Source organism: Rahnella sp. 2050, assembly GCF_040544515.1.
Taxonomy (GTDB): Bacteria; Pseudomonadota; Gammaproteobacteria; order Enterobacterales; family Enterobacteriaceae; genus Rahnella; species Rahnella aceris.
In genome coordinates this window covers 1-15,102 of sequence record NZ_JBEPKE010000013.1, presented here as the reverse complement: position 1 = coordinate 15,102, position 15,102 = coordinate 1, and the positions used below count along the sequence as shown (strand labels likewise).

General features: G+C 45.5%; 13 protein-coding genes and 1 pseudogene. 6 read left to right on the top strand and 8 right to left on the bottom strand.

Features of this window, described 5'->3' with window-relative positions; translation table 11 throughout:
* Window positions 1-106: 106 nt before the first annotated feature.
* From dgoD to ABIC79_RS24735, 6 genes and pseudogenes are all read right to left on the bottom strand, one after another.
* On the bottom strand, window positions 107-1,255 hold the full coding sequence (dgoD, locus tag ABIC79_RS24760; protein WP_015690092.1) for a galactonate dehydratase: 1,149 nt from the start codon (window positions 1,253-1,255) through the stop codon (window positions 107-109).
* Complete coding sequence (locus ABIC79_RS24755; protein ID WP_013575996.1) at window positions 1,252-1,869, bottom strand: 2-dehydro-3-deoxy-6-phosphogalactonate aldolase; 618 nt, start codon at window positions 1,867-1,869, stop codon at window positions 1,252-1,254. Before ABIC79_RS24755 ends, dgoD begins: the two co-directional genes overlap by 4 nt.
* Window positions 1,853-2,749 (bottom strand): 2-dehydro-3-deoxygalactonokinase, encoded by an 897-nt coding sequence (locus ABIC79_RS24750; protein WP_119261763.1) that lies wholly within the window; start codon window positions 2,747-2,749, stop codon window positions 1,853-1,855. Before ABIC79_RS24750 ends, ABIC79_RS24755 begins: the two co-directional genes overlap by 17 nt.
* A complete protein-coding gene (dgoR, locus tag ABIC79_RS24745; RefSeq protein ID WP_013575998.1) occupies window positions 2,746-3,444 on the bottom strand; it encodes a D-galactonate utilization transcriptional regulator DgoR in 699 nt (232 codons plus the stop codon). The genes ABIC79_RS24750 and dgoR overlap by 4 nt, the downstream gene beginning before the upstream one ends.
* A 322-nt stretch (window positions 3,445-3,766) precedes the next feature.
* Window positions 3,767-3,968 (bottom strand): annotated as a pseudogene (locus tag ABIC79_RS24740) (GNAT family N-acetyltransferase); the annotation flags it as partial.
* A 389-nt stretch (window positions 3,969-4,357) separates the two neighbouring features.
* On the bottom strand, window positions 4,358-4,684 hold the full coding sequence (locus ABIC79_RS24735; RefSeq protein ID WP_119261764.1) for a hypothetical protein: 327 nt from the start codon (window positions 4,682-4,684) through the stop codon (window positions 4,358-4,360).
* Window positions 4,685-5,044: 360 nt separating this feature from the next.
* Here ABIC79_RS24735 and ABIC79_RS24730 point away from each other — a divergent pair, with 360 nt between their 5' ends.
* Window positions 5,045-5,944 (top strand): ATP-grasp fold amidoligase family protein, encoded by a 900-nt coding sequence (locus ABIC79_RS24730; protein WP_119261765.1) that lies wholly within the window; start codon window positions 5,045-5,047, stop codon window positions 5,942-5,944.
* A 25-nt stretch (window positions 5,945-5,969) separates the two neighbouring features.
* Here ABIC79_RS24730 and ABIC79_RS24725 read toward each other — a convergent pair whose 3' ends face one another.
* Window positions 5,970-7,043 (bottom strand): ATP-binding protein, encoded by a 1,074-nt coding sequence (locus tag ABIC79_RS24725; protein WP_119261766.1) that lies wholly within the window; start codon window positions 7,041-7,043, stop codon window positions 5,970-5,972.
* The gene (locus ABIC79_RS24720; RefSeq protein WP_354568798.1) at window positions 7,040-7,741 is read right to left on the bottom strand and encodes a response regulator; all 702 of its coding nucleotides are present in this window, start codon (window positions 7,739-7,741) and stop codon (window positions 7,040-7,042) included. Before ABIC79_RS24720 ends, ABIC79_RS24725 begins: the two co-directional genes overlap by 4 nt.
* Window positions 7,742-7,975: 234 nt before the next feature.
* On the opposite strand from ABIC79_RS24720, the gene ABIC79_RS24715 reads away from it, so the two are divergent.
* The 5 genes from ABIC79_RS24715 to ABIC79_RS24695 form a co-directional block, all read left to right on the top strand.
* Window positions 7,976-8,179, top strand: a complete 204-nt coding sequence (locus tag ABIC79_RS24715) for a hypothetical protein (RefSeq protein ID WP_162906063.1) — start codon at window positions 7,976-7,978, stop codon at window positions 8,177-8,179.
* A gap of 86 nt (window positions 8,180-8,265) precedes the next feature.
* Window positions 8,266-9,147 carry an ABC transporter six-transmembrane domain-containing protein gene (locus ABIC79_RS24710; RefSeq protein WP_119261769.1) on the top strand — a complete coding sequence of 294 codons (882 nt, stop codon included), beginning with the start codon at window positions 8,266-8,268 and terminating at the stop codon, window positions 9,145-9,147.
* Between the two features lie 73 nt (window positions 9,148-9,220).
* A complete protein-coding gene (locus ABIC79_RS24705) occupies window positions 9,221-12,325 on the top strand; it encodes a multidrug efflux RND transporter permease subunit (RefSeq protein WP_119261770.1) in 3,105 nt (1,034 codons plus the stop codon).
* A 1,538-nt stretch (window positions 12,326-13,863) separates the two neighbouring features.
* Window positions 13,864-14,346, top strand: a complete 483-nt coding sequence (locus tag ABIC79_RS24700; RefSeq protein ID WP_037034576.1) for an NUDIX hydrolase — start codon at window positions 13,864-13,866, stop codon at window positions 14,344-14,346.
* 193 nt (window positions 14,347-14,539) lie between these two features.
* On the top strand, window positions 14,540-15,102 hold a 563-nt coding region (locus ABIC79_RS24695), incomplete at its 3' end, for a ClbS/DfsB family four-helix bundle protein (protein ID WP_502947792.1).

Below are 15,102 nucleotides of genomic sequence, written 5' to 3'. Positions count from 1 at the left end.
CACGTAATGTGGATTAAAAAACAAATACGGATATATCGATATTATTAATTGCTTTATTGATATAGTTTTACCTGATAGCTCTGTTACTTAAAATATATAGAACAGGTTACCATTCGGCGACAGCACCATCTTCATAACGCCAAATTGGGTTGCGCCAGTCAGGGGCATTCTTACTGCGCTCAATCACCAACTCCTCATTAATTTCAACGCCCAGTCCGGGTTTATTCAGCGGATAGAAATAACCATCCGTCATGGTAAAGTCTTCTTTATTAATGACATAATCCAATAATTCGGCTCCCTTATTATAATGGATACCCATACTCTGCTCCTGGAATACCGCATTACGCGCCACAAAATCCAGATGCAGGCAAGAAGCCAGTGCGATCGGCCCCAACGGACAATGCGGTGCCAGCGAAATATCGTAAGACTCTGCCATCGCAGCAATTTTGAAGCATTCCGTGATCCCACCCGCGTGCGACAAATCCGGCTGGATAATGGCTAAACCACCGTCGGCCAATACACGTTTGAACTCAAAGCGCGAGAACATGCGTTCACCGGCAGCAATGGGAATATGTGTCTGAGCAGCCAGACGAGGATAGTATTCTGCCTGTTCGGCCAGTACCGGTTCTTCGATAAATAGCGGACGGTAAGGTTCGAGCTCTTTGATCAGAATCTTCGCCATAGGTGCATTGACGCGGCCATGGAAGTCGAGTCCGAACTCAATGCTGTTACCGAATGCTTCACGTATTTGCGCCACGACGGCGACGGCATCGTCAACTTTACGTGAATTGTCTATCATGCCCATTTCTTCGCAGCCATTGAGTTTAAAGGTATCAAAACCAATGCCTTTCAACTTTTTAATGCCTTCAATCACATCTGCCGGGCGGTCGCCGCCAACCCAACTGTAGGCTTTAATCTTATCGCGAACCAGACCACCGAGCAGTTGATAAACAGGAACGCCCAGGGCTTTGCCCTTAATGTCCCACAGTGCCTGATCGATGCCGGAAATCGCGCTCATCAGAATCGGACCACCGCGATAAAATCCACCGCGATAGAGGGTCTGCCAAATGTCATTGATGCGCGCCGGATCCTGTCCGATCACATATTCAGACAGCTCATGCACAGCAGCCTCAACACTGCGGGCACGGCCTTCAACTACCGGCTCTCCCCAACCGACAATGCCTTCATCAGTTTCTATTTTCAGGAACATCCAGCGCGGCGGCAGCCGGTAGGTGGTTAGTTTGGTCACTTTCATCGGGTTGATTCCTTATAAGCTTTAACAAAGGCGTTAGCTTGTTGTGTCGTACGTTCAACAGACTGTCCGGCACGGTAGAGATCACTTCCCAGCCCTGCACCGATACAACCGGCATTAAGATAGAGATGTAAATTTTCAGGAGTGATACCCCCCACGGCAAAGACCGGAATTTCTGGCGGTAGCACCGCTTTCAACGCTTTGATGTAATCCGGTCCAAAGGCGTTGGAAGGGAAGATTTTCAGCGCCTGAGCGCCCGCATCCAGTGCATTGAAGGCTTCCGTCGCGGTCGCGCAACCAGAGCAGACGGTCATGCCATACCCCACAGCCCGGCGAATCACTTCCGGCTGAATATTAGGGGTGACCACCAGACGGCTGCCCATCGCATTCAGTTCATCAACTTGCGCAGGTTGTAAAACCGTCCCGGCACCAATCAGCGCCCGATGCCCGAACTCTTTCACCGTTTCACTGATGCTGCGCTGCCAGTCAGGCGAGTTGAGTGGGATCTCCACGGCATCAAAACCTGCCTCCAGCAATGCTGTCACATGCGCCTGAACGTCTTGTGGCGTGATACCGCGCAGAATGGCGATTAACGGAAGTTCAGTATTCCAACTCATTGATAATACTCCTTATACCTGCCTGGAAAGCGCGGTCGCCTTCCAGCGTTTGCCAGGTCAGTCCGGCAAACTTCAATGCCTGCTGGTAACGTGCGGTCAGTTTGGGACTCCCAATTAAGGTAATGGGCTGATCGCCAGTGATGCCGTATTGCCGCTGCATTTGCGACACTTCATTGCCGATCAACAACCCCGACAGCCATTCACTGACGGCGCTTTTATCTAATTGCCCTAACACATGCGCCGCGCGGGTCTCAAAAAGACTGCGAATAATGTTGGTTTCTTTGAAACCACTCTCCAGCCCCTGCTGGAATACCGCCGGATTTGCCTGTTGCCCGGTCAGCCCGATACCAATCAGCGAATGGTGTATCAGCAAATGGTGGAGTTCGCCGGTCATGACAGTACGGAAATCAACAACCTCGCTACCATCCATCTGTACCCATTTACTGTGCGTTCCCGGCATCAGATAAAGCGAAGCCGGACATTCTGTATAAGCACCTATTAACTGTGTTTCTTCACCGCGAATGACATTGCAATTACCCTCGCTGACCACACTCAGACCGGGAATAATCCACGCGTTGAACGGTGTGGCCTGCTCCACCCGCGTTAACTGTCTGGAGAAATCAGTCAGCCGCGTCGGGCAAGGCAGATAAGGTACCGTCATCCATCCTGCGTTGCTGCCAACCATTCCCGCCATCAGAACCGGTACCTGATGAGCTTGCCAGGGTAAAAGTGTGTCGCGGAAAACCTGTTCAGGAGTACGGCCATTGAGCCGGGTAACCCCCGCTTCTGACTCCAGGTGATCGGTACATTCACCGTTCAGGTAGAGCCAGGCGCGCAAGTTGGTCGAACCCCAGTCAATGGCGATATAACTTTCTCTCATGTAATATCCTTCAGCCTTTTGGTCGAGCTGGCGATCATTGTCAGTGCCGCCTGTTCTGCTGCATCTGCGTTCTGATGCCGTATCGCATCGTACAGATCCTGATGCTCCTTCAATGTGCGCGGCATGTTGGCTTCATCGGCCATATAGGTCCGTTCAAATACGGCACGCTGTAAGGAACTTATCGCCACACTGAGTTGTTGCAGCACCGGGTTATGCACCGACGCCAGTACCGCTTCGTGAAAACGGATATCAGCCTCATTGAAGGCGTCACGATTTTGGTGATCGGCGATCATATCGTTAAGCGCTTTTTCAATAACCGCTAATTCGCTGGAGGTCGCCCTTTCCGCAGCCCAGCGGGCAATGACCGGTTCAACCAGATTACGCACCTCGCTCATCGCCGGGATCAGCCGCGGGTCATAATCATTCGCCAACGACCACTGCAAAACATCGGTATCCAGATAATTCCACTGGTTGCGTAAAGCCACAAAAGCACCGCGATAACGCTTTATCTCCACCAGCCGCTTCGACATCAACGAGCGAAGCACTTCACGAATGATGTTCCGTGACGTCTGGAACTCTTCGCACAACTCCGTTTCCGCTGGCAGCGCAGACCCCGGGGCATATTTGCCACTGACGATTTGCTGCCCTATCTCGAGAATAATGCGATCGGTTTTGCTCAACTCCTGGCTACTCATAGATGCTCCACAAAAGACTAAAAGGAAAAGTTGCCGGGTACTTTACCTGTATCGAGCCTATGCGTCGCAAGATCACCGCACAATTCACAATTATTGTTCTTAACCTTGATTTAAATTGTAGTACAAAGTATTAATCATGTACTGCAATGTAGATCACAAAACGGTCGATACCTTGCGATTTTGCTGAACAGCAGGGGTTAGCACGAAGATCGTTTTCGTTTGGCGAAAATCCAACAAGATGAGAATCTTTTATCGCTTTCTGGCCTGAGTTCGCTGGCCAGATGGGCTGAGAGAAATGCGTCGAATTGAATTAAACAGGCTGGATGATGCCATCAGTCTCTTTTAGGCATACAGCGAACTGGCTGGTATCACGGGCTCTCCTGTCAACCTCAATCTTCCAGTGAATTGAGTTTCTCGTCCTGAAAACAAGGTGTGCGGGGTGAAGACAGGTAATCGAAAAGTGCCGATGCGTCTTTCTGTTTGAATGCGCGAATAATGAGTCGCGGTGTGGTAGTTAAAATCATTAAGACCACATATTATCTGGCAGGTGTTTATGCATTCTAATTAATATCGAACTCTAATGTGAAACCAAGTTTTCCTATACTCTATATCTGTACTTATCCTGATGTTAATAATCCTTCTGGCATTCAAGGGGCGCTCCCACCTATCAAACCTGGCGTCGGTAAAGCTTCCAATACCAATGATGTAGTATAGTGTTCCACGTCACCTTTCAGCATGCATGATTATTGGTTCTTTTGGCATAGTGAAAATATCGTATCAGATTCCTCCCCCACCAGCGGTCTGATTTTAGCTGTTCTTATCGGGTTTACGCTACTATTAAGCACATTCGTTAATCAGTATAGCGGCAAGACGTTTATGCCAAGTATTGATCCCAATTTATTTATATTCATAGTTATATATTCTCAAAGGAAGATTTAGTTGAACCAAACAGGAATCGCTTCATTTTATATACAGCATGCCTGAGGTTTTTTAAAATTTTACTGGAAGTTTTTTGGATTATATTGTATTTCCAAGTATTGGGAGCTTTTAATGCATGGTCTGGTGAGATGCTGCTATTAAGGTTGGGTTCGGACGTTACGTCAGATATCACACGATAATTCCCTGTATTTATTTTTACATCAAATCGGCTAAAAAATGTTTTCTTCACCTCACTGCCTTTAAAAAATAACATCGTGATTACTAAAATGAAATAAAACAAACGCAGGCTGAAAGTACTCATGTTTTGATCACCTTTGCATAAAGACGAAAAATCCTCTCTTCATTTAAATTGTGCACAATAATCATGGATAGCGCGTTGTAGTTATATGGAGGTAAGATGTAGATAAGGGAAATATCGAATCTAAAGAGTGCAATGAACAATCTTTTCCATTGAGATTCTGGCGTAGTGCAGTTGTAGATGAATTACTTATGGCTCGACTTCTGAGAGTTATGTGTATCAATCTTCGTCATAGGTTTTATCACACGCCGGACACCCTGATTTTAATAAGCAGTTCTATTCATCTCCATATTAAATACACATAGACGACAAACTAGCACAATGAAGAACGCCCAGAATCATTCCCTTCTATCAGGAGGGAAAATGAAAAAACTATTATTTTTGGCTAAAAAAACTGAATATATAGCTAAGGTTTTGCGAAGTTTTATAGTGAATGATGAAGATTTTCTAAGCCAACGGCTAAAGGAAATGCAGGGATCGCAACCTAATTTAACAAAACCATCCACTTTGAATGAGAAAATCTGTTATAGAATGATCCACCAAAGGAATCCACTGCACACGATTCTCGCGGACAAAATAAAAGTTAGAGAATATGTGAAAAAAAGGACAGATCTTGTAGCGATTATCCCTATAATCAAAGTCTATAATAATACAAAACAAATAAATTTCGATGAACTCCCTGAAACGTTTGTATTAAAATGTAACCATGACAGTGGGAGTTCGATAATTTGCACAAACAAAAAAACTTTAAATAAGAAGTTATGCTTAAAAAAACTTGAGCTGGCTTTATTTAAAAATATGTATTACAGCACCAGGGAATGGCACTATAAAAATATAGAAAAGAAGATCATTTGTGAGGAATATGTGATCTTAGAGAAAGTAAGAGATAAAGACCCACGGCCAGAAATGCTGAGGATCCATTGCTTTAACGGGATTGCCTGCTTCATTGAAGCTGATTTTACTGACTCCAATGGTAACGAATTTATCAATGTTTATGATAGGAAGTGGAAATTACAGCCATTCCAGATGGAATATCCAAACTATCATGGAGATATCGTTGAACCTGATTCTTTTTATAAGGCTTTGACGGCCGCTCAGGAGATATCATCAGGGATTGACTACTGTCGCGTGGATCTGATGTTAAATAATGATAAGCTATATTTTAGTGAAATAACACTCACTCCCTGCCGTGGCAAGTTAAAAATAACGCCAGAGAAATGGGATCGCAGACTGGGAGAGATGTGGGAGTTAGACGTTTACTAAAGAAGGCTCGGAAGAGCCTTTATCGTTATTTTTGGATATCAGATAAGGGCCACTGTAATAAAAATGTGGAGTGACAATATACCGACATTTCATAAAAAACGTCCCCACTGTGTGCTTGCATTATTGCTCTGGCTACCGAAAGTCCCAACCCACATCCCTGAGGATTAATTGCACGCATATTCTCCCCTCTCTGGAAAGGTTCAAACATATAAGGTTGAAAATCTTTATCAATACCAGGTCCACTATCCGTAATTGAGATACAGTAGTTGTTTTCACTCACCCGATAACTAATTACTATTTCTCCAGGAGTTGCATAATTGATGATATTATCTAGTATAATGTTCAGGCACTGCGTTATTCTCATCGAATCACACATAATGCATTCATCAATATTCGGTTTGGTGATAAAGAATCCGAATATATCAATTTTGTCCTGAAAATTTTCTAAAGATTTTGAAACTATATTCTCAAATTTTTCCGGCTTAATTTGTATGGTAAAAGAATGCTTATCAGCAGAGCCTATCAGCCGGAGATCCTCAATCAGCCTGGAGAGTCCTTCCGTCTGAAGGAGTAAATTTTTGAAGAGGTTAGGTTCTGGGTTAAAAATACCATCCACTAAACCATGCAACCGACCTCTTAATATCGTTACCGGCGTTCTCAGTTCATGAGCGATAGCCGCATTCCATGATTTTCTGTCAGCGTCCATGACTTGCAATCTTTCAGCCATCAGGTTGAAATCACTGACAAGATTATTTATCTCTAAAAGATGACTTCTTTTGGTGATCGCGCGTGCACTCAAATCGCCATGCGTGATTCGTTGCAGGCTCAGGGCAACGGTATTTAAGGGAGAAAGAATGCGCGTTGATAATTTTAATGCGAAGAATACAGCAATGGTAAAGCTCAGGAGTGAAGCTATAGCAATCCATACCCAGTCAATGAATGTCATGGCCTCATCATTGGCAGATGAGGCATAGCTCGGCAGGCTATAGACAACCGCGTAGAAAATATAGGTCCCCAATACTGAGATAAGAATGATACATAGTGTGAGTCCCAGCATAAAAAAAAGGATCTGCCTGCTCAGGTCATTTTTTCTTTTCATTTTTCACTTCCAATCCGGTATCCAATGCCGCGTATACTTTCCGGAACATTATCCAATCCAATCCTTTCCAGTTTCTTTCTTAATTTGCTTATATGGCTATCAATGGTTCTGTCAAGTTTATCCCCTTCAGGCAGGCAAGCATCCATTAATTCTTCCCGGGAAAATACTCTTCTTGGGTGTCTGGCCATATATGTCAATAACCTGAACTCCGAGGTGGTTAAAACCGGACTGTAGACAGCCCCATCAATGAGTACTTCCACACAGAACTCCTCAGGGTAAATAGTGATGAACCTCGTTCTAATTGGACTTTTCCCCTGTGGCTCCGGAGATTTTACCCTTCGCAAAACAGCTTCTATCCTGGCGAGAACTTCGAGTGGATTAAAAGGTTTGATGATGTAATCATCAGCTCCCAGTCGTAATCCCATCAGCTTATCAATATCCTGGTCAAAAGCAGTAATCATAATAACGGGCACGTTACTTTCTTTTCTTAACGACGATAGAAAATTCCAGCCGGTGATATCGGGTAATTGTATATCCAGCAAGATAAGGTCTGGTTTTTTCAATCTGAACAATGCCATAGCGGTGGTGCCGTCCTTTGCATGTATTGCCTCCATTGCTGATTTTCTTATGTAACTAACTAATATATCAGCTATTTCTGGTTCGTCTTCAACCACCATTATCAGGTTATGACCGTTCATGCTCTTCTTCCATTTTGATTTAAGCTAATGCTGCCTTACTTTATAGTGCTCGTGATAAAAACTCCAGAGCGGTTTTAAGTCAAAGCGAAGTCATCACTAAATGTCATTATTTTATTTTCCTCCATACTCCCTCCATAAAGAAGTCATCAAAAAAACATAAGCAACCTATACTATTAATTCCTTAAGAGAGTTAAGAAGCAATATCACACCTTGAAAGGAAGAATGGGATTGGTTATGGAGTGGCTGGTGTTGAATGTGCAGATTTTACAACAAAGTCATCAGGCACTTATTCTTGAGTCAGGGAAAATCAGGGTCATCGCTCATGTTAATACCCAGTTCGACGTAAAACCTCAAGATATAATCTCCCCGGTTAAAGATGCTTTTTATACTATTAATCATCATATAGAAAAAAGAATACTTTTTTTTGAGCGCGTGTGAATTTACTCCTGAATGCTGGGTTCGCCTTACTGTGCCCGCGAAATAATTACACCTGTTTTACTTTTAGAAAAATATAAATATCCGTCATGAATACACTTAAAAATATTGTTGAACACAGTGCACTGGCAACTCTCAAATCTCTGGGCCGCCGCCATTACAGAAAATTGTTTATCACGCTGCTATTGGTTATTGCAGAAAACGTAGCATGGCTACTTTATCCGCTGCTGGCGAGCTTTGCCATTAACGCCATACTGGCCGGCAAGGCAATGCATGCGGTGCTATATGCAGCCATGGTTCTATTCATGTGGGCTCTCGGGGCAGCTCGCCGCAGCGTGGATACGCGCACATTTGCCCGGATATATGCAGAGCTGGCGGTGCCGGTAATCATGGCGCAGCGCCGGGATAATGAACGCCCTACCACCGTGGCGGCGAGAGTCGCATTGTCGCGGGAGTTTGTTGATTTCTTTGAAATACATCTGCCGGTGTTGATCACGGCAATCTCTTCTATTACGGGAGCAACGTTAATGCTTCTGGTTATAGAGCCCAGAACCGGCATTGCCTGCCTGCTCATTCTTATTTTATTTGGAGTGTGTCTGCGCCGGTTTACACAGCGAAATGAAGTCCTTTTCGAACGTCTTAATAACCGTCTGGAAAAGGAGGTCAGTCTGATCAGCGGTGCTTCCTTCTCACCGCTGACCCGCCATTATCACGTGCTGGCCAGATTGCGGATCGCCTTGTCCGACAGGGAAGCGCTGGGATATCTGGCTATCGGTGCGGCGGCTACCCTGTTATTTGGCATGACTATCCTTACGATGACGCTTAGCGGTGGGCAGGATGCAGGGCATATCTACGCTGTAATGACCTACATGTGGATGTTCGCGATGAGTCTGGATGACGGACCTCAGCTACTTGAAAAGTATTCTCAGCTGAGGGATATCGGGAAAAGGGTTAACACCGGACAGGTATAACTTACCCGTTTTAGATCATAAGGATAGCTGCTTTAGCTTGTTCAGTTGCAGTACCTTTATATGGATTATAGTTATGCCACAGTTTTTCATTGAGCGCCCGATCTTCGCCTGGGTTGTTGCTCTTTTCATCGTACTTTCCGGCCTTATTGCCATCCCGCAATTACCGGTAGCCCAGTACCCGTCTGTTGCGCCACCGGCCCTGACCCTATCGGCCTCTTATCCCGGCGCCACGCCGGAGACAATGAATGCCTCGGTTATCTCACTTCTGGAACGTGAAATTTCCTCAGTGGACAATCTGCTCTACTTTGAGTCGGCCACTGACTCTTCCGGTAATGCCTCTATTACGGTGACATTCCAACCCGGAACCAATATTCAGTTGGCGCAGGCAGAGGTGCAGAACCAGCTTAAGGCGGTGGAACCAAGGTTGCCACAAGCCGTCCGCCAAAACGGAGTTCAGGTGGAAGCGGCCAACTCTGCATTCTTGATGATAGTCGGTCTTAAGTCACCTTCCGGCCGCTACAGTGCAGAAGACCTGAGTGACTATTTTGCTCGTAACGTCTCGGAAGAACTTCGCCGTGTTTCCGGCGTTGGAAAAGTGCAACTTTTTGGTTCCGAAAAAGCGATGCGTATTTGGGTCGATCCGATGAAGCTGTACAGTTACCGACTCTCTTTCAATGATATCTCGACGGCAATCCTCCAGCAAAATGCACTCATAGCTCCAGGCCGGGTGGGTGATGAACCTGCGATATCCGGACAACGGGTTACCTACCCGCTGATGGTGCATGGGCAGCTCTCTTCCGTTGAGGCCTTCAGAAACATCATGCTACGGGAAAATACCGATGGCTCACGCGTCCGGCTGAACGATGTTGCCCGCGTTGAGCAAGGGTTGCAAAGCTATGCCTTTGCCATACAGGAAAATGGCAAACCGGCCACGGCTGCGGCGATCCAGCTGGAAACCGGTGCCAACGCCGTCTCTACAGCCAAGGGGGTCAGAACACGTCTTACGACTTTGTCGAGCGTACTGCCAGAGGGGATGGAGTTCTCGGTATCATTTGATACCGCCCCCTTCGTTAAGCTGTCGATAGAAAAGGTAATACAGACTTTTTTTGAGGCTATGCTGCTGGTGTTCCTGGTAATGTTGCTTTTTTTGCAGAACCTGCGCTATACCTTCATTCCGGCCATCGTGGCACCTGTTGCACTCCTGGGCACCTTCACCGTCATGCTTCTAAGTGGTTTTTCAATCAATGTGCTGACGATGTTTGGCATGGTACTGGCTATTGGGATCATCGTGGATGATGCCATTGTGGTGGTTGAAAATGTCGAGCGTCTGATGGCAGAAAAAGGGCTATCGCCGCGGGAAGCAACGCAAAAGGCTATGCTTGAAATCACTCCGGCCATTATCGGCATAACTTTGGTTCTTACCGCCGTGTTCATTCCTATCGGTTTTGCATCGGGGTCGGTTGGGGTTATCTACAGGCAGTTCGTACTCTCAATGGCAGTGCCGATATTACTCTCTGCTTTTCTTGCCATGACGCTGACGCCGGCACTTTGCGCCTCTCTTTTGAAGCCGGTTGATAAGCATAGCACCATGAAACGGGGGTTTGCGGGCTGGTTTAATCGTCATTTTAGCCAACTTTCTATCAGGTATGAATCCGGTTTGCGTTTTGTGTTAAAGCGAACCGGCCGAATTATGGTGCTTTACATTCTCCTTTGTGGGGTCCTGTTTGCCGCGCTAGGTGCGCTTCCGTCCTCCTTTATTCCAGATGAAGATCAGGGATATTTTATGACTTCAGTACAGCTTCCTGCGGATGCCACACAAGAGCGTACCCGGGAAGTCATGCATCGTTATGAATCGCTCGTTGCTGCCCGGGAAGGCATTCAGAGCAATCTTACGATATTTGGTTTCGGTTTTTCTGGATCAGGACCTAATACGGCGCTGGCATTTACCACCCTCAAAGGATGGAACGAGCGCCAGGGTACAGATGCAGCCAGGGAAGCAAATTACGCGCAGGCCGCCATGAGCGCGGAACCGGCAGCTTCTGTGATGAGCATTATGCCGCCCGCCATATCGGATATGGGCACGTCTTCCGGCTTAACTTTTTATCTGGAGGACCGTGCGGGGCTCGGTTATGCAGCGCTCATCTCCGCGCAGAAAAAACTTCTGGATCTGGCGGCTAAAAGTCAGGTGGTCACGGATGTTTACCCTGATGGGCTTGCTGAAGGCGCCAGGGCCACACTGGATATTGACCGTGAAAAAGCACAGGCTATGGGCGTTTCTTTTGAAGAGATTAATCAGACGCTCTCGTCCGCTTTTGGCTCAAATTACGTCAATGATTATACGTATAAAGGACGCGTGCAGCAGGTCATCGTTCAGGCTGATGCGCCTTACAGAATGTACACCCACGATGTATTGAAGCTGTATGTCAAAAATAGTAAGGATGAAATGGTACCACTGGCTTCATTTGTAAAAATCAACTGGAGTCTTACAGCGCAGCAACTAAACCGATATCAGGGCTTTCCTGCCGTCAGAATCACCGGCAGCGCCTCACCCGGCTATTACAGCGGGGCAGCTATGGCCGAAGTGGAAAGGCTGGGAGCCATGCTTCCCGCTGGCTTCATGATTGAATGGACCGGCACTTCACTGCAGGAGCGTTCCTCCGCGTCACAAATGCCTGTGCTGATGGTGCTTTCTGTGCTCGTGGTGTTTATGGTACTGGCAGCCCTGTATGAGAGCTGGGCCATTCCCTTATCGGTGATGCTGGTTGTCCCCCTTGGCCTTGCCGGTGCGGTTGCGGCCGTCTATATAGCGGGTATGCCTAACGATATTTTCTTCCGGGTAGGCATGATCACTTTAATTGGGTTATCTACTAAAAATGCGATCCTGATTGTAGAATTTGCCCGCCAGCTTTACACCGAGGGAATGGATATTTACGAGGCAACGCTGCAGGCAGCACGGCAGAGGTTGCGCCCCATTATTATGACGTCGCTTGCGTTTACTCTTGGGGTGGTACCATTGATGTTAGCAAGCGGTGCCAGTGCTCAGACGCAGCACGCCATTGGTACAGGCGTTTTTGGCGGCATGATAAGTGGCACACTATTGGCCATCTTCTTCGTACCTGTTTTTTATGTTGTTGTGATGAGAAGTTTATCGAACACCAAATCCCATAAAGGGTCCTGATGCGAAGATTATTTCTTCCTGATAAATTCCCATTCACGAAAATAAAGTGGTCGACGTTTTAACCGGAGGAGTGCATGCGTCGTATCCAGAAGATAAACAGGCATTAAGCATCAAAGCATGTAGCCGGGAATGACCGTGTCCTATTTCACTCGTTTACACAGTGTAAATGACAATCAGGTGTTCAAAGGGTTTAAGCTCGCGAGCCAAATCACTAATGATCGCAAGATCAGAACTTATTGCTTCTCGGATGCTGAGTTCCATATCCAAATTTTTTATCTCCAATGAGGATCCTCGACCGAGTCTGTCAGCCAGTCGGATTAATTATAAAATCAGTTACGACGAGGATGCATTACAGCAAATTTGCACTTTTCGTTGAGTCCTGTGGACCTGGATTGCATTGTTCTTTTGTTCCTGGGAGATAAAAAGTGCCATTCTCAGCAGGATCCGTTCCTCCTGGACATCCTGCCCTACCTGGTGAATTATCTGAACTGCCGCCGTCAGAGCCCCTCCCTCCGTCTGCACCTGGTTTACCAGGTTGTGACATAGACCCACCGTTTCCACCATCCGCAGCACCCACAGAAAAAGCGACAAACGCGAAAATACACACAAAAAAGTGTTTATCCATATATGCATCTCCATTATTGAATAGACTCATGCTGACCACATGAATTTTCTAAAATATCCGTTGAATCTGCTCTCATCAATTAAAATATCGTGATGTAAATAATGTCCGCTGTTGGCACGCAGCAGACAAACACGTGACGCTGAAGGTCTGCTATGAGCGGGGGCCTGATATCGTGCCCAAAAAGGTAGGAAAGTCATTTACCCAACACGAATCTGACTTCACTATGCAACTTGTTAAGGACATGATCATTGCTAAGAATTTTGATTAACCATTTTGTTTGAGTGGATATGCAAGTCATTACTTGTTATAACTCTTTGAGATCAGGCTAAAATGTAAAAGGTCAGAAAGGATGAACAATACTAATTGGACTTGGGAAACACATTTCAATATAGACAGCTCAGTACTTCTTAAAATTGTGGTGGTAGTACTTCTTTTAGTTTGGGGTTGTGCTGAGCTGCGGAAAAGAAGGAAAAAAAAACCAAATTTAGAAGCTTCAATCTCAAAAGCCAACGCCAGAGAACGCCACGAATGGCGCTATATAAGATATCCATTTAAGGTGCTACAGATTGCATTCACTCTGTATATTTTATGGTCAGTCATTCACTACCTTTTAACATAAATCCTAAACTATTTTTCATCATAGACTTAATCCTATGGCTGATAACTTTTGATTTACTCTGTCCGCTTCTGAAAAAGAGTCGAGCACACCTTTTCCAACCCATTGATATATTATCAGCTTTAGTAAAATCGCTCTGCAGCCCTAGAAAGACCACCGGCAGCTATGGGCGAAGAGCAGACTTTGAATGCGGTTATAGCAGCAAGAAAATACCGCTCTATTAGGCCATGAAGGCTGAAAATTATGGTTATATATAAATTCAAAAGTCAGGGTTAATACTTTATTTAAGGGGGATTTGTGCGAACTCGTCCATCATCTCGGTTAATAGTTCTTTCGCCTGAAAATCACGTCTTGCTCTTTAACTTCTGCCATAAAGATGATGCTTTGAGCGGCAAGAAATACTGGGCAACTCCAGGTGGAGGACTTGAACACAATGAATCTTTCGAGCAGGCTGCTTTACGCGAATTACTTGAAGAAACGGGGCTGATAAGAACAGATGCAGGACCGCAGATAGCATCCAGAACCTTCACAATGATGCTACCAGGTGGAGAGACTGTTCTTGCTGAAGAGCATTTCTTTATTATTAATACAAATAAATCAGATATTGATCGCTCAAGGTGGAGTAGCAACGAAAAAAATGTTATTCGCGATCATTACTGGTGGACAATAGAAGAGCTCAGACATACCGATGAAATAATCTTCCCACTCGATTTGATCATTAACATACTTGAAAGCAAGTTAACCGACTCCCTAGTATTTAATGTATCGAAAATACCTTGATTTCCGCCTCTGGCACAGGGCTGCTGTCGCAGCCCCTGATAGCCTCAAACCTCGAGTGATTCATGTGCCTTGAACAAAGAGAGAGCTGTTTACAGGGACTTCCCCTTTCGTGCCAGGAAGTACATAATTGATTGATATTTAAACACCACATGGCGTCTTTATGGATCTCTTCTGAAGTGCGGGGTAACTCTGTATGAATGTACCGCAAACAAAATCTGAATTGCTTTTAGCAATCGATAAAAATTTCAATAAATTAATCAGTTATCTTAATGCCATCCCCCCCGAACTCACCTTAGATAACTCAATGGATGGACACTGCAAGGGCACGGAAATGAGTGTTCGCGATCTGGTTTCCTATCTGCTCGGGTGGAACACTCTGGTTGTAAAGTGGATCACTTCCGACGGGAAAGGATTGCCTGTTAATTTTCCAGAAACCGGTTTTAAGTGGAATCAACTTGGGCTTCTGGCGCAAAAATTTTACTCTGATTATAGCGAATTGGATTATAACGCGTTAATTACTGAGCTCGAGGAAGTAAAAGATGAAATAGTGAAACTTATTGATGGGCTCACTGATGACGCTTTGTATGCTAAACCATGGTACACAAAATGGACTATGGGGCGAATGATCTCATTTAACACATCATCTCCCTATGCCAATGCCAATGCTAATGCTAATGCTAATGCTAATGCTAATGCTAATGCTAATGCTAATGCTAATGCTAATGCTAATGCTAATGCTAATGCTAATGCTAATGC